General features: G+C 62.9%; 20 protein-coding genes and 1 tRNA gene. 4 read left to right on the top strand and 17 right to left on the bottom strand.

Going from position 1 to position 25,148, the window contains the following annotated elements; translation table 11 throughout:
• The first annotated feature begins 22 nt into the window (after positions 1-22).
• Both ACZ5WQ_RS01090 and ACZ5WQ_RS01085 read left to right on the top strand, forming a co-directional pair.
• Positions 23-457, top strand: coding sequence for a hypothetical protein (locus tag ACZ5WQ_RS01090; protein WP_464382953.1), 435 nt, complete (start codon positions 23-25; stop codon positions 455-457).
• A 162-nt stretch (positions 458-619) separates the two neighbouring features.
• A complete protein-coding gene (locus tag ACZ5WQ_RS01085) occupies positions 620-1,639 on the top strand; it encodes a CNNM domain-containing protein (protein ID WP_285677864.1) in 1,020 nt (339 codons plus the stop codon).
• 486 nt (positions 1,640-2,125) lie between these two features.
• Here ACZ5WQ_RS01085 and ACZ5WQ_RS01080 read toward each other — a convergent pair whose 3' ends face one another.
• The 9 genes from ACZ5WQ_RS01080 to ACZ5WQ_RS01040 all read right to left on the bottom strand — a co-directional run bounded on the left by ACZ5WQ_RS01080 (position 2,126) and on the right by ACZ5WQ_RS01040 (position 15,586).
• Positions 2,126-4,015, bottom strand: coding sequence for a carboxylesterase/lipase family protein (locus ACZ5WQ_RS01080; protein ID WP_464382952.1), 1,890 nt, complete (start codon positions 4,013-4,015; stop codon positions 2,126-2,128).
• A 235-nt stretch (positions 4,016-4,250) separates the two neighbouring features.
• Entirely contained in the window at positions 4,251-6,242 is a 1,992-nt protein-coding gene (locus ACZ5WQ_RS01075) for a carboxylesterase/lipase family protein (protein ID WP_464382951.1), read from the bottom strand.
• A gap of 451 nt (positions 6,243-6,693) precedes the next feature.
• Positions 6,694-8,892, bottom strand: coding sequence for a catalase/peroxidase HPI (gene katG / locus ACZ5WQ_RS01070; protein WP_464382950.1), 2,199 nt, complete (start codon positions 8,890-8,892; stop codon positions 6,694-6,696).
• A gap of 220 nt (positions 8,893-9,112) precedes the next feature.
• Positions 9,113-9,207, bottom strand: a tRNA-Sec gene (locus tag ACZ5WQ_RS01065).
• Positions 9,208-9,222: 15 nt separating this feature from the next.
• Positions 9,223-11,082 (bottom strand): selenocysteine-specific translation elongation factor, encoded by a 1,860-nt coding sequence (gene selB / locus ACZ5WQ_RS01060; protein ID WP_464382949.1) that lies wholly within the window; start codon positions 11,080-11,082, stop codon positions 9,223-9,225.
• The gene (gene selA / locus ACZ5WQ_RS01055) at positions 11,079-12,458 is read right to left on the bottom strand and encodes an L-seryl-tRNA(Sec) selenium transferase (RefSeq protein WP_464382948.1); all 1,380 of its coding nucleotides are present in this window, start codon (positions 12,456-12,458) and stop codon (positions 11,079-11,081) included. Before selA ends, selB begins: the two co-directional genes overlap by 4 nt.
• A gap of 15 nt (positions 12,459-12,473) precedes the next feature.
• Entirely contained in the window at positions 12,474-13,004 is a 531-nt protein-coding gene (locus tag ACZ5WQ_RS01050) for a UGSC family (seleno)protein (protein ID WP_464382947.1), read from the bottom strand.
• Positions 13,001-14,437, bottom strand: coding sequence for a thioredoxin family protein (locus ACZ5WQ_RS01045; RefSeq protein ID WP_464382946.1), 1,437 nt, complete (start codon positions 14,435-14,437; stop codon positions 13,001-13,003). The genes ACZ5WQ_RS01050 and ACZ5WQ_RS01045 overlap by 4 nt, the downstream gene beginning before the upstream one ends.
• Before the next feature lie 126 nt (positions 14,438-14,563).
• Positions 14,564-15,586 carry a DUF2804 domain-containing protein gene (locus ACZ5WQ_RS01040; RefSeq protein WP_233049271.1) on the bottom strand — a complete coding sequence of 341 codons (1,023 nt, stop codon included), beginning with the start codon at positions 15,584-15,586 and terminating at the stop codon, positions 14,564-14,566.
• Positions 15,587-16,132: 546 nt separating this feature from the next.
• On the opposite strand from ACZ5WQ_RS01040, the gene ACZ5WQ_RS01035 reads away from it, so the two are divergent.
• Entirely contained in the window at positions 16,133-16,444 is a 312-nt protein-coding gene (locus ACZ5WQ_RS01035) for a GIY-YIG nuclease family protein (RefSeq protein ID WP_269687747.1), read from the top strand.
• A gap of 10 nt (positions 16,445-16,454) precedes the next feature.
• Here ACZ5WQ_RS01035 and ACZ5WQ_RS01030 read toward each other — a convergent pair whose 3' ends face one another.
• Together ACZ5WQ_RS01030 and ACZ5WQ_RS01025 are read right to left on the bottom strand one after the other, a co-directional pair.
• On the bottom strand, positions 16,455-17,822 hold the full coding sequence (locus tag ACZ5WQ_RS01030; RefSeq protein ID WP_233049269.1) for a diguanylate cyclase: 1,368 nt from the start codon (positions 17,820-17,822) through the stop codon (positions 16,455-16,457).
• A gap of 66 nt (positions 17,823-17,888) precedes the next feature.
• The gene (locus ACZ5WQ_RS01025) at positions 17,889-18,221 is read right to left on the bottom strand and encodes a DUF7693 family protein (RefSeq protein ID WP_464382945.1); all 333 of its coding nucleotides are present in this window, start codon (positions 18,219-18,221) and stop codon (positions 17,889-17,891) included.
• A 124-nt stretch (positions 18,222-18,345) separates the two neighbouring features.
• Here ACZ5WQ_RS01025 and ACZ5WQ_RS01020 point away from each other — a divergent pair, with 124 nt between their 5' ends.
• Positions 18,346-18,882 carry a hypothetical protein gene (locus ACZ5WQ_RS01020; RefSeq protein WP_233049267.1) on the top strand — a complete coding sequence of 179 codons (537 nt, stop codon included), beginning with the start codon at positions 18,346-18,348 and terminating at the stop codon, positions 18,880-18,882.
• Here ACZ5WQ_RS01020 and ACZ5WQ_RS01015 read toward each other — a convergent pair whose 3' ends face one another.
• From ACZ5WQ_RS01015 to pqqC, 6 genes are all read right to left on the bottom strand, one after another.
• Positions 18,883-19,809 carry a hypothetical protein gene (locus ACZ5WQ_RS01015; protein WP_464382944.1) on the bottom strand — a complete coding sequence of 309 codons (927 nt, stop codon included), beginning with the start codon at positions 19,807-19,809 and terminating at the stop codon, positions 18,883-18,885.
• A gap of 41 nt (positions 19,810-19,850) precedes the next feature.
• Entirely contained in the window at positions 19,851-20,942 is a 1,092-nt protein-coding gene (locus ACZ5WQ_RS01010) for a flavin-containing monooxygenase (RefSeq protein WP_464382943.1), read from the bottom strand.
• 199 nt (positions 20,943-21,141) lie between these two features.
• Positions 21,142-23,040 carry an alpha/beta hydrolase family protein gene (locus ACZ5WQ_RS01005; protein ID WP_464382942.1) on the bottom strand — a complete coding sequence of 633 codons (1,899 nt, stop codon included), beginning with the start codon at positions 23,038-23,040 and terminating at the stop codon, positions 21,142-21,144.
• On the bottom strand, positions 23,006-24,148 hold the full coding sequence (pqqE, locus tag ACZ5WQ_RS01000) for a pyrroloquinoline quinone biosynthesis protein PqqE (protein ID WP_464382941.1): 1,143 nt from the start codon (positions 24,146-24,148) through the stop codon (positions 23,006-23,008). The genes ACZ5WQ_RS01005 and pqqE overlap by 35 nt, the downstream gene beginning before the upstream one ends.
• Positions 24,120-24,398, bottom strand: coding sequence for a pyrroloquinoline quinone biosynthesis peptide chaperone PqqD (pqqD, locus tag ACZ5WQ_RS00995; protein WP_092288261.1), 279 nt, complete (start codon positions 24,396-24,398; stop codon positions 24,120-24,122). Before pqqD ends, pqqE begins: the two co-directional genes overlap by 29 nt.
• Entirely contained in the window at positions 24,395-25,147 is a 753-nt protein-coding gene (gene pqqC, locus ACZ5WQ_RS00990; RefSeq protein ID WP_464382940.1) for a pyrroloquinoline-quinone synthase PqqC, read from the bottom strand. The genes pqqD and pqqC overlap by 4 nt, the downstream gene beginning before the upstream one ends.
• Position 25,148 lies beyond the last annotated feature (1 nt).

The following is a 25,148-nucleotide window of genomic DNA, read 5'->3' as shown; positions in this document are numbered from 1 at the left end:
ACAACAACAAAAGGACGTAACCATGCACGCTCTTGATCTGAACCACATCCGCTGGAATCAGCTGCCGGGCTTCGAGAACTTCGACTACTGCATTCTCAGTATCGACCGCCCCAACCAACTGGTCGACGTACTGTTTCACTTCCACGCCCACGATCCCATCGTGCTGCACCGCCACTGCGCGGTGAACCACACCTTCGTTATTCGCGGCGAGCATCAGCTGTTCCACGCCAACGGCAAACTGAAAGAAAGCCGCCCAACCGGCAGCTACACCATCAGCCAGCCAGACATCACGCCCCACCGCGAGTGCGGCGGCGATGGCGGCACCCTGGTGCTGTTCAGCATCCGCGGTACCGAAGGTGTGATGTACGAAATTCTCGATGACCAACAGAACATCATCGCCGCGCTCGACATGGACACCTTTGAAGCCTTGTTCGCAGCCAACAACGACGCAGCATAACGCCGGTGCCGGATGGCCATGAGCATCCGGCCTGATCTCCCGAACCGGGCACAGACGATGGCACCGGCACCCAGAGACTGGAAACATCCTGAATCAGGCAGACAATTGAGCCGCAAGCAACCGATCGTATACTAGGCACATCATTGGCCACTCAAGATCCCCATGTCCCTGCTGATAGCGTTTGCTGTCCTCTCCATTCTGGTTTCCTTCATCTGTTCCATCCTTGAAGCTGCACTGCTGTCCATGACACCCAGCTTCATTGCCCGGCAAAAGGTCGAACGCCCCAGACTTTATCCCAGACTGAAACAGCTGAAAGAAAACGTCGACCAGCCGCTGGCGGCCATTCTGACCCTCAACACGGTCGCTCACACCGTTGGCGCCACCGGCGTTGGCGCACAGGTGACAATCGTGTTCGGTGATGGCTACCTTGGCGTCGCGTCCGCGATCATGACCCTGCTGATTCTGCTGGGCTCGGAAATCCTGCCCAAGACGCTGGGTGCCCGCTACTGGCCGGCACTGGCACCGCTGATGCCCGGCGTGCTGAACAGCATGATCCTGTTGCTGAAACCGTTCATTCTGCTATCCGATCTGGTCACTCGCAGTCTCGGTGGCAAGACGCCGGAGCATGACTTGCGTGCCGAGATCAAGGCCCTGGCTAGCCTTGGCCAGGAGCTTGAGTCGCTGGACGAGGAAGAACAGCGAATGATCCATAACGTGCTGGATCTGCATACCATCCGCGCCCGCGACGTCATGACCCCGCGTACGGTAAGCGAAACCCTGAGTCCGGAGCTGACGGTTGCGCAGGCGCGCCAGCGCGTCCAGCACGGCCAGTTCTCGCGTTATCCGGTGCTCGACGAGAACGAAACCCCGCTGGGTGTGCTGTTTCGCGTAGACCTGCTGGCAACCGATAACCGCGAGGCTCTGGTGTCCAGCCTGATGAAGCCGGTCAAGGTCGTTCAGGACAGCCAGAATATCGAGGCCCTGATGACCCAGATGCTCAAGGAGCAACAGCACCTGTGTCTGGTCTATGACGAGTTCGGCAGCTGGTGCGGTCTGGTGACCATGGAAGACATCATCGAGACGCTGATCGGTCGTCCGATCCTTGATGAAACCGACGAGATTCCCAACATGCGTCGTCTGGCACGCAGGTTGTGGGAGCACCGACTGAAGGCAGCTGGGTAAACGGTTCATCTCGGGTGAGCATGGGAGCTGCCCCAAGGCTGGCAGCGTTAAAACGCCGACTTGGCCAGGCGCAGGTGGCAGAACCATTTCCTGCGCTGATGTTGAGTCAGTATTTCGCCTTCACGGCGAGCCAAAGGGGGCCGCTTGCCCGGCCCCCCAAGGGCACCCGGCTACGCGGCCCTGCGGGTTCGCTGCGTTGCTCGGCTTGGCAGGGGCCGGCAGAACTCGGCTCTGTGAGCCTCAAACAGGCTGCCGTTCTGTTTCCTGCCAATCCTGTGCTACTCGCCCGCGTAAACGGGACGAACCCGAGTGCACACTCAATCACTGGAGCATTCGGCCGACCGCATTGGCGGAATATTCTGTAGCGTTGCCCGATTTTATGGGCAGAACAAAAAAAACCGGTACCCACCAACGCGGGTACCGGTTCAGGCCATCTGGCCAGAAGGGCTGCTCTCGCAGCCCACGCACGATCCAAAAAGCTGTCGATCAGGGTGCCTCGGCTACCCCCGTTGTCATCGCCGCGACACCGTTGTTGCCATGCTCCATCAGGGCATCGTTTTCCAGACTGTAGGGCGTCCACGCGAGCGACTCGGTGCTAGGATCGCCTGTGCGGGCGAAGTTGCTCCACTGGGTCATCAGCAAGTCGGCCATTGCCGAGTCCTGCATACCCCAGCGCATGGAGGCATAGATATCCGCTGTGTCGCCCTGGGTCCCGGTCACACCGTTGTTGTTCAGGTCACCAATCTGCGGCCGGGTATAGGCGTCGGTCAGTACCAGCCCGAGCAGATAGTTCTGCACCATACCGGCCGGATAATTGAACAGGTACGGCAGCTCGCAGCCATGGCAACTGCTCAGCCCCAGATCATCCCAACCCGGCGGCACCCGACTGAAGCGATAGATGTACTGATTGGACTGATACTCGGCGCTGCGCTGCTGCAACCAGATCGGCAAGGCGGCACGAATCGTGGTGTAGTCGCCGTTGGTCACCCCGGCCATCAGCGGCACATCGCTGGGCATGCCCTGCTGCACATTCCCGTAATAGGTGTTGGGCAGGTAGTAATTGTCCGAGTTGGGCCGATAGGTCTCCCGACGGATGTTGTTGTCCAGGTCTGCCTGGGCAAAGGCCGTCCAGGGCAGCGCCCGCGCCTGTTCCAGAGTGGTGACCCCGGCCCGCTCGAACAGTGCCTCACCAATAGCCTCCGACACCCCCAGCGAATCGGCCGGCGAGCTTTCCGTTTCCAGCGGCGCAACGCCACTCTGCACAATCGCCTTATGGAACAGCCCGACCGCCTGCGGCGAGTTCATCAGCGAGTAGACCTTACCGCCACCACCGGACTGGCCGAAGATGGTGACATTGCCTGGGTCTCCGCCAAACGCAGCGATATTGTCGCGAATCCATTCCAGCGCCATGACCAGATCCATCTGGCCATAATTGCCGGAGCCACCGTACCCACTCTCTGCGCTCAGCAGCGGATGGGCGATGTAGCCGAATGGCCCGAGGCGGTGGTTGACGCTGACCTGCACCACGCCCTTGGTGACCAGCCCGTTGGGGTTGTTGTACTGCGGCGAGTTGGCCGACAGGATGGCGAACGAGCCACCATGGAGCCAGACCATGACCGGCAGCCCCTCGGCATCCTTGGGTGCGGTGATATTGAGATAGAGCGAGTCTTCGCTCATGCCACCTTCATTGACCCGCTCCAGGGTGAAGTCCTGCGCCGACTGATCCGCCCAGGACGTCGCTTCACGCACACCTTCCCAGGGCTCGGCCGGCTGTGGCGGGCGCCAGCGCAACTCGCCCAGCGGCGGTTTGGCGTAGGGCACGCCGAGGAACTGCCAGGTCGAGGCATTGGCCTCAAAGCCGCGCAGCATGCCGCCGGTTGTCTCGACTTCAACCCGAGGGCCCGTCGAACGCTGAAAATGCGCCAGCGCATCGGCGGTATCGACAACCTTGCGGGCCCGCGGATCGGTATCGGTAAAGGCACCGACGTCATCCAGTCGCTCCAGCATGGCCGTCAGGCTGTTGCGAAAGTCGGCACTGGGCTGATCAAAGTTGATATTGCCGGCGTTGAACGAGACTTCCTCGCGGATCTCGTGGGTGATCTGGATGCCATTGTTCAGATTGCCGTCGGCGTCCAGAGTCTGCAGCAGAATCAGCATATTGGTGACACGCTGATCGCTGGCCGACTCTGCACCGGCAACAATGCTCAGAGGTGTAAGCTGCTCAGCGCCCACTGCCGATCCCAGTTCCAGATCGCCGATGAAGAAGCGGATGGTTTCATCCTCCCGATAGCGGAAGCCACCCTCGGCGTCGGTCTGGCCGGCGGGCGTCGTGCTGCCCTGGTAATCCAGCCCGGCCACCGGGCTGTCAATGAACACCCCGGTCCGCGCAGGGTTTGCGTCGGAGCCACCGCCCCCGCCACCCAAGCACCCCGTCAATGCCAGAAACAGCGGGGTCAAAGTCAACCCCAGCGCGGCTGAGCGCGCTGGTTTACGCACGTTTGAAATACCCATTTGCACTACTCCCTGTTGCTTGCAGAGCGACCGCACCGGGCTGCCGCAGCAGCCGGTGGGTCATGTACCAACCCTGAATTGAGTTGCCGGCAGCGGCGACTCAGTCGTCGCTGAAGCGCTCGCCCAGATAGGACTTCGCCTCGGCGATATCGGTAAGCTCGACATAGGATTCGCTGGTGGCGTTGTAAATCGGATAGCTGATTTCACCGTCGATGCTCGGGTTGCCGGTTTTGGCGAAGTTGGTCCAGATAGTCATCATCCGGTCGACAACCTGCTCGTCGGTGGCGTCAAATCCCGCCGAAGCCATGATGTCGGCCGGATCGCCACGCGAGCCGCTGACACCGTTGCCATTCAAGTCACCGATCACCAACGAGCTGCCGGTTGCCGGATCCAGTACCAGGCCGAGCTGGTAATGGGTCACCACGCTATCAAGCTTGTTGAACAGATAAGCCAGTTCTGCCGCGTGATAGGCATGCATGCCACGCGCGCGCCAACCTGCCGGCTGGTGGGCGAACAGGGTCGCGTACATTGGCTGAGCCTTCAGCGGTGCCATCCAGGGGAATACGTTGACGGTTGTGGCGATCGGCTCCTCGGTGTCGTTGGTGTTGACGCTGAACATGAACGGCACATCGTTATCCCGACCGGTCTCGAACAGCGCCCGCTCGGATACCGGCAGGTAGTAGTTGTCGACGTTGGTGTACTCGTTACCCGTGGCAGCTGCAGCAACCTCCTGCCAGGTGGCCTCACGCATCTCGGCCAGCGATGCGGCTCCCATGCGACCCTGAATGGTCAGGCCAAGGGCCTCGCCATCGGCCAGCGAGCGGGTATCCGGACGCAGGGTGCCGCTCTGACTGATCGCACGGTGGAACAGCCCTGCGGCCTGCGGCGACGCCATCAGCGACAGCACCTTGCGGCCGCCGCCGGACTCACCAAAGATGGTGACGTTATCCGGGTCGCCGCCAAAGGCCTCGATGTTGTCCTGCACCCACTGCAGGGCCATGATCAGGTCCATCTGGCCATAGTTGCCGGAACCGCCATAGTTGCTCTCGGCGGTCAGCTCCGGGTGCGCCAGATAGCCAAAAGCGCCCAGCCGGTGGTTGACCGAAACCTGCACCACCCCCTTGCTGACCACCGCTTCGGGGTTGTTGAACGGAATGGTGTTGCTGGTCAGGGCGGTAAAACCGCCACCGTGGAACCAGACCATAACGGGCAGGTTGTCGGCGTCCTTGGGCATGGTGACGTTGAGGTACAGCGAGTCTTCACTCATGCCGCCTTCACCAAAACGCTCCAGCGCCGCGTTCTGGGCGGCCTGGTCACTCCAGGCGACGGCATCGCGCACGCCTTCCCAGGGCTCTGCCGGCTCGGGCGCACGCCAGCGCAGCTCGCCCAGCGGCGGCTTGGCGTAGGGTACGCCAAGGAATTGCCAGGTCGTGTTGCTGGATTCGAAACCGCGCAGCTCGCCGCCAGTGGTGGCCACGACAATACGCTCACCGGTCGAGCGGCTGAAATGCTCGCGGGCATCGTCTGCCGCTACCACCTTGCGGGCACGGGGATCGGTATCGGAAAACGCGCCGGCACTTTCCAGATCCGCAACCAGGCCGGTAATCGCCGTGCGGAAATCCGCCACCGGCTGATCGAAATTAATGTCCGCAGCAGCAAGCGAGACTTCGGTGCGAATCTGCTCGGTAATCTGGATACCGTTATTCAGATTGCCGTCGGCATCCAGCGTTTGCAGCAAAATCAGCATATTGTTGACCCGAGGGTCAGATGCGTCGGTTGCACCCTGAATAATACTCAGCGGTGTCATCACTTCTGCACCGACAGCTGCCCCCAGCACCATGTCACCAATGGAGAAGGTAACCGTTTCGCCCGGGCGATAGCGGAAGGTTCCGGTGTCACTGGTTGTACCAGTGTTGCCGCCTGCACTGTAGTCAAGACCTGCCACGTGGCTGTCCACAAAGGTGCCGGTGCGACGTTCATCGTCACTCCCGCCGCCGCCACCAAGACAGCCGGCCAGCGGCAAGGTAATTGCCATCAGGGATATGCTCAGATAGCTGATACGCTTGGGAGGTGTTGCAATACCGGGGTTCATGCTGCTCTCCGTTTTATTGTTGTAAGAAGCCAAGCAAGAGAAATGACTTGCTGGTCACCCTCCGCTCCGGCTGAGCATAGGCAGACTTGCAAGGCACAACAACGGAAAAATGAATGATCATTCGCAGCGATACGGCGACTCATTTTCGAGACATCAATCCTCTCCGTCTCGGCCAGTGCTTCCCCTCTCATGTCACGGCAGATAAGCCTATTAAATGGAGCGAACATTCATTCTTAATGAAAAACAGTCATCTATGAACGCTCGATCCCACGTCCCCATCACCACCGGCGCTTCCCGGAAGAGGCCTTTAGCGAGACAGAACACCATGACCAAACAACTGCACAGCAACCCTGTTGAGCAATATTCACCGCGCTGATGGCAGCAAACGCGAGCGCAGAAACGCCACGGGCGCCATGCGGCGCCCGTGGGTTGGAGGGGTAAAACCGGTGAATCAGGTCAGGTCGAAACGATCTGCGTTCATCACCTTGTTCCACGCTGAAACAAAGTCGGTCACGAACTTCGCCTTGGCGTCATCCTGGGCATAGGCCTCCGCCAGCGCCCGCAGCTGCGAGTTGGAACCAAACACCAGATCCACCCGAGTACCGGTCCACTTCACCGCGCCGGTCTTGCGGCAACGGCCTTCAAACACATCGGCATCGTCCGAGGTCGGGAACCAGGCAGTGCTCATGTCGACCAGATTGACGAAGAAGTCATTGCTCAACGCACCCGGGGTGCTGGTAAACACGCCGTGCTTGCTGCCACCGTGGTTGGCGCCAAGAACCCGCAGGCCACCGACCAGTACAGTCATCTCCGGCGCACTCAAGCCGAGCAACTGCGCCTTGTCGACCAGCATCTCCTCGTCCGAGACAGTGAACTTGGTCCGGCGGTAATTACGGAAACCATCAGCCTCAGGCTTGAGCGGCTCGAACGACTCGGCATCGGTCTGCTCGTCAGTGGCGTCGGTACGACCCGGCGCAAAGGGTACGGTCACACTGTGCCCGGCATCCTGCGCAGCCTTCTCGATAGCCGCCGCGCCGCCCAGCACGATCAGGTCAGCCAGCGAGACTTTCTTGGCACCGGCAGCGTTGAAATCGGCCTGAATACCTTCGAGGACCTTGAGCACCTTGGCCAGTTGCTGCGGCTGATTGGCCTCCCAATCCTTCTGCGGCGCCAGGCGAGTACGTGCACCGTTGGCTCCGCCACGCTTGTCAGAGTCGCGGTAGGTCGAGGCTGACGCCCAGGCAGTCGAAACCAGCTCGGCAACGCTCAGACCGGAGCCCAGCAACTTGGCTTTCAACGTGGTGATGTCCTGCGCATCGATCAGCGGGTGATCGACTGCCGGCACCGGATCCTGCCAGATCAGATCTTCCGCCGGAACTTCAGAGCCCAGGTAACGCACCTTCGGCCCCATGTCCCGGTGGGTCAGCTTGAACCAGGCGCGAGCAAAGGCATCGGCGAACTCTTCCGGGTTTTTGTGGAAGTGCTCGGCGATCTTGCGGTACTCGGGATCCTCGCGCATCGCCATGTCGGCGGTAGTCATCATGATACCGACCTTCTTGCTGGGATCCTCGACATCCGGCGCGTGGTCTTCCGGTGCAAGATTCTTTGGTGCCCACTGCCAGGCGCCGGCCGGGCTCTTGGTCAGCTCCCAGTCATAACCCAACAACACATCCAGGTAGCCCATATCCCACTTGATCGGGTTAGGCGTCCAGGAGCCTTCCAGACCGCTGGTGATGGTATCGCGGCCCTTGCCGCTGCCGAAGCTGCTCTTCCAGCCAAGCCCCTGCTCCTCAATCGGCGCCGCCTCGGGCTCCGGGCCCACATGCGCCGCATCGCCGGCACCGTGCACCTTGCCAAAGGTATGGCCGCCGGCGGTCAGCGCCACGGTTTCATAATCATTCATCGCCATGCGAGCGAAGGTTTCGCGAATATCGCGGGCCGAGGCGAGCGGATCGGGCTTGCCATCCGGGCCTTCCGGGTTGACGTAAATCAGACCCATCTGAACGGCAGCGAGCGGGTTTTCCAGATCACGCTCACCGGAATAGCGGCTGTTCGGCTTGTCGCTGGTCGCCAGCCACTCGTCCTCTGCCCCCCAGTAAATGTCTTCCTCGGGAGCCCAGATGTCGGCGCGACCGCCACCAAAACCGAAGGTCTTGAAGCCCATGGATTCCAGGGCAACGTTACCGGCAAGGATATACAGATCCGCCCATGACAGCTTGCTGCCGTACTTCTTCTTCACCGGCCACAACAGGCGGCGGGCCTTGTCCAGGTTGGCGTTATCGGGCCAGCTGCCAATCGGCGCGAACCGCTGGTTTCCGGTAGAGGCGCCGCCACGGCCGTCGGCCGTACGGTAGGTACCGGCCGAATGCCAGGCCATGCGGATCATCAGCGGGCCGTAGTGACCGTAATCCGCAGGCCACCACTCCTGGGAATCGGTCATCAGCGCGGTAAGGTCCTTCTTGACCTCGGCGAGATCGAGTTTGCTGAACTCGGCGGCGTAGTCAAAATCGCCACCCATGGGATCGGATTTGGGATTGTGCTGGTGCAGGATCGCCAGATTGAGCTGGTTCGGCCACCAGTCCTTGGTCATCTTGAGCCGGGTATTAGACCCATGCATTACCGGGCATCCGCCAGTCTTTTTGTCAGTCATGTCAGTCTCCGCTCTTGTTTGGGTGTCATATCGCAGGATCGGAGGGAGTCAGTCTGCTGAGCGCCTGGGAACCTGCAACCTGCAAGTAAGTTAAGCACGGAGCCGGAATAGCGCCATTAACTTAAATCAAAGCATTCAATAGGCTTTGACTATAAAAACACCCCAAGCGATGTTTTAACGCCATCGCGCTGGCGCATCAGCGCCGGCTTGTGCCGAATAATGGCGGAAGGACATGGGAGTCGAACCCACCAGACACGCGTTGCGCATCTCACCGGAGTTGAAGTCCGGGCGCCCCACCGGGGACGATGTCCATCCATTGCAGCGGTAGGCTCAGCCTGCCACTAAGAAACGTTGTTCGCGAACGAAACGGGTCACGCCCGCGCGATCCAGATACTCCAGTACCTGAATGGTCAGGTTGCGGCCGATGCCCGAGGCGTCACGGTACTCGGCGGCGTTAAAACTGCCGGACGGCGAGTCTGCCACCAACTGCCGCGCCACCGCTACCAAGCCTTCCACCTGTGATGGCAGGTAATAACGGTTGGATGCCACCGCAACCAGTTCACCGGCCCGCTGCATGCGCTGCAAGAACGCCTTGAGTTCCCCCAGTTCCATGCCCAATGCCGTGGCCAGTTCGCCAACAATCGGCGGTCGCAAGCCGCATGGCGCCAGTTCATTAACAACCCGCGCCAGCAGCTCGGCATCACCCGGCTGCAGTTGCGGCCGGTGCTGCGGCAGGTGCAGCGCCCAGGCGGTGCGCTGCAACCGCCCATCGGTCTGCCAGCGCTGCAGCAGTTGGCGCGCCAACGGTAACGGCAGTTGCAGACAGCCCACCAAGCCGATCTGCCCTTCCCCCGGCCCAAGCAACTCGGGGTGCTGCTGGTGCCAGTCGGCCAAACGCACAGCCAAATGCCGCCAACGTGCTTCGCAAAATGGCTCCGTAACAGCAACCCGCTGGCCAGCCGCCGCCAGCACGATCAGGTCCTCAGCCGGCAGCAGTTGCTCAAGCTGCTCGGCAGCCAGATTCAGTTTCAGCGCCAGCTCGGACAACGCCACTGCGCCCTGCTGCAGCGCTGCGGCCAGCACCTCACTCGGCGTGCTGGCGTTCGACCAGGCGGCGAGCAGGGCCAACCGCTGCGGCTTGCTGCGACCGCGGCCCACACCCTGCGGATCCAGTACCCGACCGCCACCCAGCGTTGTGTTGGCCGCCGGGTCGCGAATGATAAAGCGATCTCCCCAGACCGCAGACACCGGCTGTTCCAGCATCAGCTGCGCCAGCCCCGCGGCCTCATCCAGCAGCACCACCCGTACCGAATGGATCGCCGTGCCCAGATGCAACTGCAGCACGCCACGGTGCCAATGGCTGTCGAGTAACTGCGTAAGGGAAACATCCAGCCGATCACTGAGCGGCAACACCTGCTCGCTCAGCCAGTCGCCGCGCTGGGGCTGGTCTGCCGACACCGCGCCACCCAGATTGAGCGCGCAGCGTTGCCCGGCATGAACCTCCGCGACCTCGCTGGAGGCCCGCTGCAGGCTGCGCACCCGCACCTCCTGCCCATGCAGCCAGAGCTTTTGCCTCACTTGCAGGCGACCGCTGACCAGCGTGCCGGTCACCACACAGCCCGCCCCGGCAATGCTGAAGCGGCGGTCAATCATGAAGCGCGCCGGGCTGTCGCTTGGCCGCGTCTCGCGCTGTTCTGCCTGTTGCTGCAGCGCCTGACGCAGCGCGTCAATGCCCTGCCCGCTGGTACTGGATACCGGCCAAATACGCGCCGCGGGCCAACCCGCATCGGCCGCCAGCGCCTGCACCTGCTCGGAGACCCGCTGCTGTTGAGCAGCATCCGCCAGATCGCAGCGGCTGATCACCAGCGCCAGCTCGCGCACACCCAGCAGCTGCAAGATCGCCAGATGCTCGCGGGTCTGCGGCATCACGCCGTCATCGGCCGCTACGACCAGCAGCGCCATATCCACCCCGGCAACCCCCGCCAGCATGGTGCCGATAAAGCGTTCGTGGCCTGGCACATCGATAAAGCCCAGCGGCTCGCCGCTCTCGCTCGGCAGCCAGGCAAAGCCCAGCTCGATGGTCAGCCCGCGGCGTTTTTCTTCGGCCAACCGGTCGGTGTCTACCCCGGTCAGGGCACGGATCAATGAAGTCTTGCCGTGGTCGACGTGCCCGGCGGTGGCGATGATCACCCAGTCGCTCCCAGGGCGACACGTAGCTCTTGCGGGTCTTCCAGACAGCGGCAATCGAGCAGCAGACTGTCATCGGCAATCCGGCCAATCACCGGCTGCGGCAACTGTCGCAGGCGCTCTGCCAACTGACGCAGCGCGCGGCTGCGCTCACGCCGATTGCCACTGATGCTGCACACACGCAGCGCCGCACTCGGCAGCACATCGAGCGGCAGTGACCCAGAGCCAATCTGACTGCTGACTGCACACACATCCACCGCAAAGCCCTCCCCCGCCCAGCGCTGCAAATCAGCCAGCAGCGCCGCGCAGGTCTGCTGAATCGACGCTTCGCTGCGGGTCAGCAGACGCAGGGTCGGCACCCGCTGCACCAGCGTGTCCGGGTCGGCGTATAACCGCAGTACCGCTTCCAGCGCTGCCAGGGTCATCTTGTCGCAGCGCAGCGCGCGCTTGAGCGGGCTTTTGCGAATGCGCGCGATCAGGTCGGCGCGTCCGGCGATGATGCCGGCCTGCGGGCCGCCCAGCAGTTTGTCGCCACTGAAGGTCACCACGTCGACGCCTTCGGCCAGCACCTGCGCCACCACCGGTTCGGCCGGCAGACCCAGCGCCTGCAGGTCGATCAGCGAGCCGCTGCCCAGATCGACCGCCAGCGGTACCTGATGCTCACGGGCAATCGCCGCCAGCTGCGCCTCGCTGAGCGCGGTACTGAAGCCTTCGATGCGGTAGTTGCTGGTGTGTGCCTTGAGCAGCAGCGCGGTACGCGGGCCAACGGCTTCGCTGTAGTCGCGCGGGTGGGTGCGGTTGGTGGCGCCAACCTCACGCAGCTTGCAGCCGGCGCGGGCCATTATGTCGGGCAGGCGGAAGGAACCACCGATTTCGATCAGCTCACCGCGCGAGACCACCACCTCGCGGCGGTTCGCCAGCGCGTTGAGCACCAGCAGCACGGCAGCGGCGTTGTTGTTGACCACCGTCGCGGCCTCGGCGCCGGTCAGCCGGCAGATCCACTGCTCGACGTGATCATCACGGTCGCCACGCTGCCCGCTGGCGAGATCGAACTCCAGATTGCTCGCCCCAAGCGCGACCGAGTTCATCGCCGCCACCGCTTCCGGCGGCAAGGGCGCGCGGCCAAGGTTGGTATGCAGCACGGTTCCGGTCAGGTTCAGCACCGGGCGCATGGAGGGCGCCAGCGTCGCCAGCAGGTGCTGACGCAGCCAATGCACCAGCGCCTCATCGTCGCTGATCGCGCCGTCGCGCCACAACTGCAGCGCGGCACGCACACCATCAACCACCAGCGCGCGGCCGTGATCGGCAATCAGTTGCTGCACCAGCGGCCAGGCCAGGACCCGGTCGACCGCTGGCGGTCGGTTGATGGCGGCCGTCATGCGGCCACCTGCGGCTCAGTCTGCGTCGCCGCTTTGCAGCAGGCGCAGAATCTCTGCCAGCGCGCCATCGGCAAGCGCGCGCATTTCATCGTCGGTGCGGTCCTGGATCGGATGCGGAACAAAGACCATGGCCGGATCAAAGCCAAGGGCCTTCGACTGCAACGCCGCGGCCTGTACAAATTCACTGGAGGCAACCCCTACTCCCGGGATCTGACGTGACTCCAGGTCTGCGATGTCATGCATACAGCACGACGTGCAAGACCCTCAGTCGGCCAGACCTTCCACCAGCAGATCCACCTCGGCGGCCATCTGCTGTTTGAGTTCGGTTGGGGCAATGCGGGTGAAGGTCGGCTTGTCATAGCGCTTCACTGCAATACCCATGGCTGCCAGCTGCTCCTCGATACGGTCGAGGAAGACATTGCCGCGTGGCTTGGAAATGTCGAGCAGACCGACCACCTTGCCCTCAAGGCTGGCGGGACGGGCCAGACGCGCACGCTGCGCCGGCGCCCGTTCCGCGGTCGGATCGAGCACAATGCTGTCATTCATGACGTTACCTCTCGTGTCACGGGTGAAGAACCAACCGGGCCAGACGCCGCCCAGCCAGCGATGATGGCGGAAAACAGGCCAGCGGTGCCGCCAGCCCGGACAATCAGCAGCCCGCCGGGCCGAAACTTGGGCACCTGCTGATCCTTGAAACGTTCAGGAATACCTTCAGCAATGCCGCCGGCGCCAGCAACCAGCTCGGCGCCTGGCGCCAACAGCAGGCGTTCCAGCTCTTCACGCAGCCGCTGCTTGGACCAACCCGCGTCGATGAACACCCGCGCATGCTCAGGCGAGACCACCAGCACCGCGTCACCGGCCATCGCCAGCTTGGCGTGGTCCACCGTGCGCAGCGACAGGGCAAAGGAGCGCGCCAGCGATTCGGGGTCGCGCGACTTCTGATCGACGATGCCCTGCACGCCCTCACCGGGGAACAGGGTCACCGCCGAGCGCCCGGCCTCAACGCCGCGCTCCTGCGCCAGCGGCAGCCAGTCGGCGTCTTCGGCCTCGGCGAAACAGAAACTGTACTTGCCGGGATTGCCCAGGGTTGCGCGGTCAATCTCGCCCGGCCGACCACCGCCGACATTGCGAATGAGCAGTTGCAGCGCGCGGCCAATGGTGGCGTTGGCGCGGTTGCCCTGCCCCAGCGCGTTGACGCCGGAATTCATGCCGATGGCGCGGGCGGCAGGGCCGTTGACCACAATCATCGGGCTGCCGAACATGGTGGTGCAGATCAGGCCGTGTAGGCCGAATTCATCGGTCAGTGCCGCTTCCAGCGCGGCCAGCAGCACCGGCATGTATTCCGGCTTGCAGCCGGCCAGCACCGCGTTGATCGCGACCTTCTCGACGGTCACCGGCACCAGATCCGGCGGCATCAGCCCGACCACCTCGTCGGGCTTGCGGCTGGTGCCCTTGAGCATGCGCAGCACCCGCACCGGTGTCGGCGGCACCACCGGCAGGCCATCGCTCCAACCACGCTCGAAGCAGGCTTCCATCGGGTCTTCGGCGCTGCCCATGTCGATCTCGCGCGACTGCAGGCGAATATCACCAAAGGCCAGTTCCAGCTCTTCGCTGATACCCGGCTCCAGCGTCTTCGAGCCACAGCCAGGGCGCATCACCGGCAGCGCCTCGCCCAGCTCGGCCAGGCCGGTCAGCTGTCGCCAGTCTTCCTTGTGCCAGCCGTAGGTGCGCTCGACTTCCACGCCGTTCTCGACCCGAATCAGCGTCGGCACAAACTCGATGCCAAGGTGGAAGGAGTGTTCGAGCGTCTTGTCGTACAGGGAGGATGGCAGGTCGGCGGCATACTCGGCCGAATCCTGCGCGTAGACAGTCAGCGACCCGGCCTGGGCAATCTCGGCCAGCAGCGGCTCGACCAGTCGACAGGTCGGGCAGTCAGCCTTGGCGACGACGATCAAGCCGTCGGGAAGTGCAGGTTTCATGGGCAGCCCTTTGAGGGTCTTGTGTCTCGATTAGCAGACAGAATAGGCAGGCTGCCGTCCAATTCCAACCACCGACCGCCGTCATGGATGCGCTGATTGAAGGGGTATCAATACAAGCGAAGCAGCTCACCAACGCGCGTAATGATCCTCTACCAGCCCCCAGGCACCATCCAGCGTCAGCGTCTCCCCGGTAATCCGCAACTCGCCGCTGAATTGGCCGAAGTGCTGCTTAAAATTGGACGCCAGCAACAGTGCATTGAGCTTTTCCTGACGGGTGCCAGCCGGCTCGAACTGCAGGTCAACCTGCCCGTCCGCCGAGCGCAGCTGCCAGGGCGCCAGCGGCTTGGCGCGGTCAAATTGAAAGTCGACCATGTCGACCTTGATCAGTTGATCGTCAAGCCAGATGCCGTTCTCGGTAAAGCCGGTTTCGTTGACCCCGGCCGCCAGGTTAAAGCCGAGGCGCCTACCGTCAGGCAAGCGGCAGGACAGACTGCCCCAGTTCCAGAATGTTTCCCGGCGCATAAAGCCCGTGGTCCAGTCGACTGCCGCCAGCGCGCCGAGCTGGCGCAGATCAAACTGCTGCCCGCGCCAGCTGACGCTGCCGGTGCAGACCCGCGCGGCGGTCTTGCGGGTGAATACCCAGCCCGTATATCCGGCCCGGGTGCAAATCGACAAAGGCTGCTGACTCGCCCCCTCGTCAATCCGCGCATCGATGCGGGTGCCGTCGGCCAGCTCGACCAGCAACTGACGCACGCCGGCTTCGCCAGCAGCATCCACAGTGATTCGGTTACGCCCTTTCTCGAATACCGCCCGACCGCTGCCTGGCCGCGACTCGAACGTCGTGCCACGCGCCAGCGGCTGCAGAAAGCTGAACTCGTCAAAGCGCCGGGTGCGCGGATCGAACAGGTAGACGAAGGCATTGCTGACCAGCTTGAGATCGACAATCGCCACGCCAACGATCAGCTCCGAGCTGAGCAGGCTGATGAACTGGAACTGATTCGCGCCAAACCGCCGCGCCAGCTGCGAGCGCGGCTTGTCCATCACCGTGCGCAGGTCAAAGTCCTGGTAGTTGATCTCCTCCACCCCGTCGGGGAAGAGGCCATAGCGGGGTTGGCCGGATGCGTCGATCAGGCGGGGTAATGCGGGCATTGGTGTGCTCTCTTGTTATTGGCAGAACCGAGCTCGACGAGCTGCGCTCAGTAAAGCAGATGCTGCGTGCCAACCCTATCGCATTGACGGAAAAGTGCCAGAGCCATTGGTGATTGGGCAATGGATACTGCGCTAACGCGAACCCGCAACTGGATCCCTGCCTGCGCAGGGATGACGAGGTTTATGTATCGGCATTTCCAAAGCCACGCTCCGGAGTTGGCTAGACGTAAGCGGCATTCAGAGTGGAGCCTCCCACGGCAATCCAAACCTCCACGTCATCCCTGCGCAGGCAGGGATCCAGTCACGCAAAGGCATCAGACATCATAGACCCACTGCCATACCAAGAGGCGCACCCAAGGGATGACGAGGTTTATGTATCGGCATTTCCAAAGCCACGCTCCGGAGTTGGCCAGACGAAAGCGGCATTTAGAGTGGAGCCTCCCACGGCAATCCAAACCTCCACGTCATCCCTGCGCAGGCAGGGATCCAGTCACGCAAAGGCATCAGACAACATAGACCCACTGCCATACCAAGAGGCGCACCCAAATGACCAAACAACCCTGCGTCTACATCCTCGCCAGCCAACGCAATGGCACCCTGTACGTCGGCGTCACCAGCAACCTGCTCAAGCGTATCTGGGAACACAGGAACGGCGTGATCAGTGGTTTCACCCAGCGTTACCGAATCCACCAGCTGGTGTACTTCGAGCAAGCCGCCGACATGCTCAGCGCCATCAGCCGCGAGAAGCAGCTGAAGCGCTGGAAACGACAGTGGAAAATCAACCTGATCGAGCAGAGCAATCCTGCTTGGGATGATCTCTACACCAGACTCGCAGCCCCCGGGCAGGAGCGCTGCTGAGCGAACGGGTTTATTCGACCACCACTACCCGATTGCGGCCGCTGTGCTTGGCCTGATACAGACCATCGTCGGCACGGCGCATCAACTGCTGATAGTCCGGGTGACCATTGAAACAGGCAACGCCGATACTCAGCGTGATGTTGAGCGTCCGATCCTGCGGCAGACGGAAGACTTCCTGCTCGACACCGCGGCGCAACTTCTCGGCCACGCGACGCGCGCCATCCAGTCCGGTATCGACCAGCAGCATGAGAAACTCCTCGCCACCTAGACGGAACAGGTAATCCCCGGCACGACTGCTGTTGATCAACAGCGAGGCCAACTGCTGCAGCACCCGATCCCCGGCCTCGTGGCCGTAACTGTCGTTGATCTGCTTGAAGTAATCGATATCCAGCGCCAGCACGGAAAATGGCGTACCGTGACTGCGGGCATGACTGACCTGACGGGTCAGCACTACCGGCAAAAACTTGCGATTGAGCAGGCGGGTCAACACGTCACGCCCGGCCTCCAGCTCATTGTTCTGCTCGAACAGGTGATCCAGGCTGAACCGGATTGCCTTCACCGTTTCCCGCAATTCACGCAGGCGCACGATGCGCTCGGCCGGGTCCTGGTCGAACAGCGGCAGGATCACATCGTCAATCCGCTCCATCGCATCAAGAATCTGCTGAGCCTCGGGCGCGCCCTCAAACGCATGGGCGCCCTTATGCCGGAACCACAGGCCAAACTCGGAGGCGAGAATACGCGGCAGATGTTCACCGCTCTGGCCAACGGCCTGATCGAACATCAACTGATTCTCCCAGTCGAACAGCGCTGCGCGTTGACGTTCCTTTTCAGTAGCAATGTTCTGGGTGACCGAAAACAGGCGATAGGCTTCTTCATTACGCGAGTTACGATCGTGCGAGGTGGAATAGGCGTGACTCATGATCTCCATCGCCAGATCCACGGTGTCCGACATCAGTCGCGCCGCATCCAGGTGCTCGCGCTCCGACAACTCGCAATCCTCCTGCAGCAACGCGATGAAACGGTCCTTGAGACAACGCGCACCACGCAGCACCAGGTGCACGGGGATATCAATGCGGGCATGAACCTCACCTACTTTCTTCTGCTCGGCAATGATTCGTGCCAGCGCGACCTCATCCTCACTGTCAAACAACCCTTCCAGCCAACGACGCATGGACAGACTCAGGCGGCCCTGAACCTGATCATGCGAGAGAAAAAGCGACGCAGCCGGATCGGCCATCATCTCCGAGTAGAAGGTTTCGGTCAGATCAACAGCATGACGAATGCAGAACTCCAGTACAAAGCGACGACTCTGCTGACTGAACTTCTGGTTTAACAGCCCCCATTCCTGTGAAAGCTGCTCAACGGACAAGCGCGGCATTGACAAACACCTCAAAATGACTAGCCGGCGATTGTTTCACGCCCGCGCGCTGCTGTCATCCTGCCACTAGAGCCGCTCAAGGGCTTTCAGTAACTGCGCTCGTTCCCAGACACTGAGCAGCTCGAGCGGATCGGTACCCGCACCGCGCCAACTATCCTGCCCCGCAACACGACCGTCCTGCAGTTCGCAGCTCAGGCAGTGGTGCAGCTCTCCGGCGTCCTTGAACAGAGCAACACGCTGGCCATCAATGCAGACATGCACCACGCCAGTGTCGATCTCGGCCCAGCGCGGCCCGTCACCACGCATCAGCGAGCTCTGCTGCAGGGCAACATCGCGGAACAGTTGATACACCTCACGGGCAGGGACAGTAGCAGTAGCAGTAGCAGAACGACCGGGCATGAGGATGGCTATCTCCGATAATCAGCAAAAATCAGCAAAACGGCGCTGCAGCTTGTGGAGCCGGCAATCGCACACTACGCTGGCTGGCAGCTGAATGGCCGACAATCATAACAACGAGAACCCCATGAGCAACTCGATACACTCGCACCTGAGAACCGAAGTGATTGCCACCTTTGTCGTCAATGCGCTGCTCAACGGCGCAGTTGCCTGGGTACTGCTCCGTGAGCAGGCGACGCTCAGTCTGCGTGGCGAGGGCGGAATCGCCGCCGATCTGGTGATCACCGCCCTTGTCCTTTGCATGTTGCTGAGCTGGATCACCATAGCCCTGCAGCGCCGCAAGGTCAGCAGCGGCCAGTTTCCCGCAGTCGCCGCGGACCGATTCAGCGTGCTGCGACAGATCATTCGCTACCTGCCGGACCGCCCTCTCGGCGCTGCCCTGTGCATCGGTCTGATGGCAACACTGATCTACGCTGCACCCACCATCGCGCTGCTCGGCCTGTTCGGCATTGAGCAGCTGAGCGTCAGTCACTACCTGATTTTCAAAACCCTTTGGACCGGGCTGATTGCCGCTCTGACCTGTCCGCTGGCAGTGCTCTTCCCACTGTTCAAACACCAGGCAGCCGGCACTCCGGCGCCACTGGTCAGCGACGCCGGAGCCTGATCACTCGCTCGGGCTTAGCGCCTGCCAGGCCCGATCACCCCGTCTGGCACCGGCGGCAGCCCACATGCGCTGCACTGTCTGGTCACGAGCCCAGCGCTGTCCGCCGGCGTCCTCCGGCTGGTCGGCCCACTGCGCAGTTGCTCGCGTCATCAATGTGCGCACCCATTCGGTCGCGCCGGCCAGCAATACCAGGCCTTGATCGGATCCTGCCTCGGTGGCAATCCGCTCCAGCAAGGTGATGGCCGCCAGCAGCTGCCGCAGCATTGCCTGCGGCCAATCACGGGCCCGCCCTTCGCGCAGCAGATAACCCATGAGTGCCACACTGACATACAGCTCCTCCAGGGCACCAAAGGGGCGGGCATAATCGGTCCAGCCATCACCGGGCAGCATCGCCGAGGCATCCAGCACCACGCCCTGCAACTGCATGCGCGCGGCCGGCAGCTCCGGCATAAAGGCCGCCGGATTGCGTGGGCTCATCGACACACCGTCCGCCGTGGCAGGCATGTGCACCACACTCAATGCGCCATCCTGCCCGCTGGCGCGGCACACCACAAAGTACGCCTCGCAATGCTCAGGCAGCGGCACCCAGCCCTTGTTGCCACTCAGGCGAATACCACCTGCGTCATCGGCTTGCCAAAGGGTCTGCAAATCACGCGGGCTGCGAATGCCCTCCTCGCTCAGACTGAAGCCGTGCAGCCCGCCGCCGCTGATCTGCGGGAACATCGCCCGCAGCGCTGCCTCGTACCCGGCGCTGAACGCCCAGGCAGCACGATCAGCCTGGAAGCCGCCCATCACCGCCAGTGCGAAGGGCGACAGTTCATCCAGCGGCAGCTGCCGCCAGCTGGCCAGCCAGTCATCGGCTGTTGCCATCGCAGGTACCTCTACCGACGCCTTCAAACACCACTGCACAGGGGAAAACGTGCTCACAGACCTCTCCTCTTGTTCGCTTTGTTGGCTACGCAGCGAGACTAGCATGGCTCGGCGAACATCCGCTCAACCAGCCACTCGGCATCTTCGCCCGCGCCCATCACCAGCGCCGAGGCGCGGTTGCGCTGCCACGGCCGCCCCAACCAGCCGAGCCCCGGTACCGGCGACAGGCCGCTGTGGTGCAACACCCGCCCGTGCTCATCCAGCGCGCCCGGCACCTGCAGCCAGTCCAGCGCATCGCGGTAGCCGACCGCCCAGATCACCGCATCAATGTCCTGTTGCTGGCCATCAGCACATTCAACCAGCCGACCATCCGCGCGCCGCACCCGCGGCAACAGTTCAACACCAAGACGCTGCAGATCCGGCAGTGCCGCCTGCCGATTCGGGAACGGATCGAGGCGCCGCATCCGCTGCCCGATAACACTGTCAGCCGAGGCGCGCATCAAGCCGAGCCGCTGCAGCCACCACCAGATCGAGCGCCCGAACAATCGCTCCGGCAACAGGCGGCGCGGTTTGCCGCAGGCCAGCAACACCCGGTGCGAGGCCGCGTAGCGCCGGGCCAGATCGCGTCCGCTGGCTCCATCACCGACCACCAACAGCGTGCCGCTGGGCAACGCACTGCCGTCGCCGATGGTGTCTGGCGTGAACTGCAGCACGCTGGAGTCCAGCCCAGCGCCCACTGCAGGAATGACCGCCTGCTGAAAGCCGCCAGCGGCAATGATCACCCGCTGGGCCAGCAGCTGCTCACCGCTGTCCAACGACACCGCAAAGCGCCCCAGCGCATCGCGCGTCAAACGAGTCACCCGCGTATTGCTCCGCACCGGCAGCTCAAACAAGCGCGCGTAATCCCGCAGGTAATCGGCAAACTCGTCGCGATCCGGATAGCCCGCTGCATCCCCCGGCATCGGCATACCCGGCAGGCTGCTGAACTGCCGCGGGGTAAATAAACGCAGACCGGCGTAGCGTTGGCGCCAGCTGTCGCCAACCTCTGCGTGGCCGTCCAGCACCCGGTGATCAACACCGCGCTGGCCCAGCGCATGGGAGGCGGCCAACCCCGCCTGACCTGCGCCAATGATCAGCACTGGGTACACATGCTGGTCTGTTATAGCCGTTTCAACGCTGTTGCTCTCCATTGCCTGCACCCTTCACGTTTAAGTGGAAATGCAGGCTAAACCTTGAAGTAGCTTCAGACTCAAGTTCAAACAGGAGCCGCCTCGAGGAAGCAGGAAGTGCTCTACCCAGCGAGGCCGAGTTGCAACTCGGCCACGGGCGCGGCACGGGAAGCCGCGGGTCGAGCAGGCGCTCAACCCTTCCCTGAGCAGACCTCCCGCATTACAACCACGACTGATAGAACGCCAACTCCTCTTCCAACACCTGCGCCAGATGCGCGGCCTTGCGAAAGCCGTGGCGTTCGTCGGCGAAGGTGACGCAGTGCACCGGCACGCCGTTGTCGTCTAGCGCGGCGACCATCTGTTCGGTCTGGCTGGGCAGCACGACAGCGTCGCGCAGGCCCTGGAAGAAGATCACCGGGGTGCGGATGCGTTCGGCCTGGGCGAGGGGTGAGCGCTCGACGTAGCGCTCTGGCTGGGTATCGGGGTCGCCGATCAGCCAGTCGATGTAGTCGGCCTCGAACTTGTGGGTCACCGCGCGCAGCTGCAGCGGGTCACTCACGCCATACAAGCTGGCTGCGGCGCGGAAGCGCCCCGCCCCGGCCACCAGTGAGCAAAGGGTGGTGTAGCCACCGGCGCTGGAGCCGCGAATGAATACCTGCGCGGGGTTAACCTTGCCCTGCTGGCTCAGATAGTCGACCGCCGCCAGCACGTCTTCCACGTCGGTTACGCCCCAGTTGCCCTGCAGGCGCTGGCGATACGGCCTGCCGTAGCCGGTGCTGCCGCGGTAGTTCAGATCGGCAACGGCAAAGCCGCGCTGGGTCCAGAACTGGATGCGGTTATCCAGCACCGGGTAGCAGGCCGAGGTTGGCCCGCCGTGGGTGAAGATCAGCAGCGGTGGCGGCTGATCGAGCTTCTGCGCGTGATTGCGCGGCGGATAGAAAAAGCCGTGGGCGCTCTCGCCGCCCGCGCTGAGGTACAGCAGCCGTTCGGGGCGCGACAGGTCGGCGGCGTCCAGCGCGGTGTCTTGGCCCAGCAAACGGGTCAGTTCGCCGGTGGCCAGTTCGATACGCAGAATGGCGGCGGTACAACTGGGCGATGCGCCGATGCAATACAGCGCCTTGCCGTCGCTGCACAGGTGCCGAAAGCGGCTGTAGGCGTGTGCCAGCCGCCGCTCTTCGGCGCTGACCGAATGACGAATAGCCAAGTGACCGTAGCCGGCCTCGCTCCAGCTCAGCGCCATCCAGCCGTCAGTCAACGGCAGCCAGGTGTTGCTGCCCTGCTGCCAGGGCGCGGGGGCGTGATCGGCGGCAATCGCCGGCAACTTGCGCGGGCCGCCCTCGGCAAACAGCCACGGCACCCAATAACCACTGCGATCAGACAGGCAGCACAGCTGGCCGCTGGCATCAAAGCGCGGTTGTTGCAGCGCTTCATCCGCCCCGCCCTGCGACTGCACCTGCGCGACGCTGCCGTCGGCCGCCAGGGTTGCCAGCATCAGCCGGGTACGAGTCCAGCTCAGGTCGGGGCGATCCCACCCGATCCAGGCCAGCTGGGTCCCGCAGTCGCTAACCTGCGGGGTGTGGTAGAAATCGGCGCCGCTGGCGAGCAACTGGCGCGAGCCGTCCAGCCCGATGGCGACCAGCCGGTGCTCCACCCGCCCCGGCAGATGCGCCTCTTCCACCGCCAGCACGCGGCGGCGGGTTAGGTCAGCGCAGAGCCCACCGTAGCGGCATTCCGGGTGTTGGGTCAGGGGTTCAAGGCGTTGGCCTTCCGGGCATTGCAGATACAGCTGCTGGTCGGCTTCATTGACGAACACCAGCAGGCAGTCGGGTTCAAACTCACCGGGCAGCACGCAGAAGCTGCCGCCGCCGTATTCATACACGCGGCTGCGCACGGAATGGCCTTGGGGGGTGACGGTGCGGGTGACGCCGTCCTGCCAACGCTGCAGCACGCTGTCACCCTGCTCCGGGCGAAAGGTCAGCCACCAGAGTGCCCCATCGGCGCAGCACAGATCGCTGTAGTCAGCGCTGGCGGCAACCGCCTGCGCTGCACTGAAGTCGCTCGGCCAACGGCCAGGCAGGGTTACATCAGACCTTGCAGATGATCCTCGAGGTACGTTCATTACGGAAGGTCAACTCCTCTATCCCCGGCTGGGGCTGCTCTGCTTCGGCTCTGGCCTGCAGAATCTTGTGATGGTGGGGCGATTTGCTGCACACCGGGTCTGCCTGGGTGGCATCGCCGGTCAGCAAATACGCCTGACAGCGACAGCCGCCAAAATCCTTCTCCTTTTCGTCGCAGGACCGGCACGGCTCGCTCATCCAATCATAGCCGCGGAAACGGTTGAAACCGAAAGAGTCATACCAAATGTGTGAAAGGCTGTGCTCAGTCACGCTGGGGAAGCTGACCGGCAGCTGCCGCGCGCTGTGGCACGGCAGGGCGGTGCCATCCGGCGTAATAGTTAGAAAAATATTGCCCCAGCCATTCATGCAGCCCTTGGGGCGCTCTTCGTAGTAATCGGGGGTGACCAGAATCAGCTTGCACGGGTTGCCCTGCTCGGCCAGTTTCTCGCGCCACGCATTGGTGACCTGCTCGGCGTGGTCCAGCTGCGCCTTGGTCGGCAGCAGCCCGGCGCGGTTCAGGTGCGCCCAGCCGTAGTACTGACAGGTCGCCAGCTCGACAAAATCGGCCTCCAGCGCCACGCACAGCTCGATGATGCGGTCGATCTGGTCGATGTTGTGCCGATGGGTCACGAAGTTGAGCACCATCGGGTAACCCGCCGCCTTGACCGCCCGCGCCATCGCCAGCTTCTGCTCGAAGGCCTTGCGCGAGCCGGCCAGCATGTTGTTGATCTCGGCATCGGAGGCCTGAAAACTGATCTGGATATGATCCAGCCCCGCCTCGCGGAACGCCTCGATCTTGGCCTCGGTCAGCCCCATGCCGGAGGTGATCAGGTTGGTGTAAAAGCCCAGCTCGCGCGCCGCGCCGATCAACTCGGCAAGGTCTTCACGCACCAGCGGCTCGCCACCGGAGAAGCCCAGCTGCGCCGCGCCCAGCGCCCGCGCCTGGGTGAACACGTCAATCCACTGGGCGGTGCTCAACTCGCTCTTGTGGTTGGCAAACTCCAGCGGGTTCGAGCAGTACGGGCACTGCAGCGGGCAGCGGTAGGTCAGCTCGGCCAACAGCCACAGCGGTGGCCCCTGATCAGCGGATGTGGAGCCAGTGTTGAGCATGGGCCACCTCGATGAAGGCCAGAACGTCTTCGTCCAGACCAGGCACATTGGGGAAACGTTCGGACAGGGTGTCGATGATGTCAGCCACCGGCCGCTTGCCGTCGACCAGCAACAGCACTTCGGCGGCGCTTTCGTTCAGCTTGACCATGCCCTCCGGGTAGAGCAGCACGTGGCTGTTCTGCACCGGTTCCCATTGCAGACGAAAGCCGGGGCGCAGCACCGGCGTGTTATCACGCACCACCGGGCTCATAGCGCGATCCCCCGATGCCAGGCCTTATCGGCCGTGACCGTGTGATACGGCGGGCGCTCCAGCTCATAGGCCATGGTCATGGCGTCGAGCATGCTCCAGAGCACGTCCAGTTTGAACTGCAGAATCTCCAGCATGCGCTGCTGCGCCTCCCAGGTGGTGTAGTGATGCAGGGTAATGCGCAGGCCGTGCTCGACGTCGCGGCGGGCCTCTTTCAGACGCTTGCGGAAATAGTCGTACCCGGTCGGGTCAATCCACGGGTAATGCTGCGGCCAGCTGTCCAGCCGCGACTGATGAATGTGCGGCGCAAACAGCTCGGTCAGCGACGAACTGGCCGCCTCCTGCCAGCTGGCCCGGCGGGCGAAGTTGACGTAGGCATCCACTGCAAAGCGCACGCCCGGCAACACCAGCTCCTGCGACAGCAGCACCTCGCGGTCCAGCCCCACGGCCTCGCCCAGACGCAGCCAGGCCTCGATACCGCCCTCGCTGCCCGGCTCGCCATCGTGGTCGATGATGCGCTGAATCCACTCGCGGCGGGTGTCGCGGTCCGGGCAGTTGGCGAGAATAGCCGCGTCCTTCACCGGAATGCAGACCTGATAGTAGAAACGGTTCGCCACCCAACCCTGAATCTGCTCGCGGGTTGCGCTGCCGTCGTACATGGCAACGTGGAACGGGTGATGAATGTGGTAGTAGCGGCCCTTGTCGCGCAGGGCCTGCTCGAATGCGGCAATGCTCATCGGCTCGCGCTGCATG

It is taken from the genome of Halopseudomonas sp. T1L2, from assembly GCF_055397385.1.
This window is presented reverse-complemented; position numbering and strand designations above follow the sequence as displayed.

Bases quoted from the DNA above. Each gene is read 5' to 3' on its own strand.
- pqqE (WP_464382941.1), bottom strand. From the start codon at position 24,148: ATGCTCAACACTGGCTCCACATCCGCTGATCAGGGGCCACCGCTGTGG.
- ACZ5WQ_RS01075 (WP_464382951.1), bottom strand. From the start codon at position 6,242: ATGAACCCCGGTATTGCAACACCTCCCAAGCGTATCAGCTATCTGAGC.
- ACZ5WQ_RS01025 (WP_464382945.1), bottom strand. From the start codon at position 18,221: ATGCCCGGTCGTTCTGCTACTGCTACTGCTACTGTCCCTGCCCGTGAG.
- pqqD (WP_092288261.1), bottom strand. From the start codon at position 24,398: ATGAGCCCGGTGGTGCGTGATAACACGCCGGTGCTGCGCCCCGGCTTT.
- ACZ5WQ_RS01045 (WP_464382946.1), bottom strand. From the start codon at position 14,437: ATGAAACCTGCACTTCCCGACGGCTTGATCGTCGTCGCCAAGGCTGAC.
- katG (WP_464382950.1), bottom strand. From the start codon at position 8,892: ATGACTGACAAAAAGACTGGCGGATGCCCGGTAATGCATGGGTCTAAT.
- ACZ5WQ_RS01020 (WP_233049267.1), top strand. From the start codon at position 18,346: ATGAGCAACTCGATACACTCGCACCTGAGAACCGAAGTGATTGCCACC.
- ACZ5WQ_RS01010 (WP_464382943.1), bottom strand. From the start codon at position 20,942: ATGGAGAGCAACAGCGTTGAAACGGCTATAACAGACCAGCATGTGTAC.
- ACZ5WQ_RS01035 (WP_269687747.1), top strand. From the start codon at position 16,133: ATGACCAAACAACCCTGCGTCTACATCCTCGCCAGCCAACGCAATGGC.
- ACZ5WQ_RS01090 (WP_464382953.1), top strand. From the start codon at position 23: ATGCACGCTCTTGATCTGAACCACATCCGCTGGAATCAGCTGCCGGGC.
- ACZ5WQ_RS01005 (WP_464382942.1), bottom strand. From the start codon at position 23,040: ATGAACGTACCTCGAGGATCATCTGCAAGGTCTGATGTAACCCTGCCT.
- ACZ5WQ_RS01030 (WP_233049269.1), bottom strand. From the start codon at position 17,822: ATGCCGCGCTTGTCCGTTGAGCAGCTTTCACAGGAATGGGGGCTGTTA.
- ACZ5WQ_RS01040 (WP_233049271.1), bottom strand. From the start codon at position 15,586: ATGCCCGCATTACCCCGCCTGATCGACGCATCCGGCCAACCCCGCTAT.
- pqqC (WP_464382940.1), bottom strand. From the start codon at position 25,147: ATGCAGCGCGAGCCGATGAGCATTGCCGCATTCGAGCAGGCCCTGCGC.
- ACZ5WQ_RS01085 (WP_285677864.1), top strand. From the start codon at position 620: ATGTCCCTGCTGATAGCGTTTGCTGTCCTCTCCATTCTGGTTTCCTTC.
- selA (WP_464382948.1), bottom strand. From the start codon at position 12,458: ATGACGGCCGCCATCAACCGACCGCCAGCGGTCGACCGGGTCCTGGCC.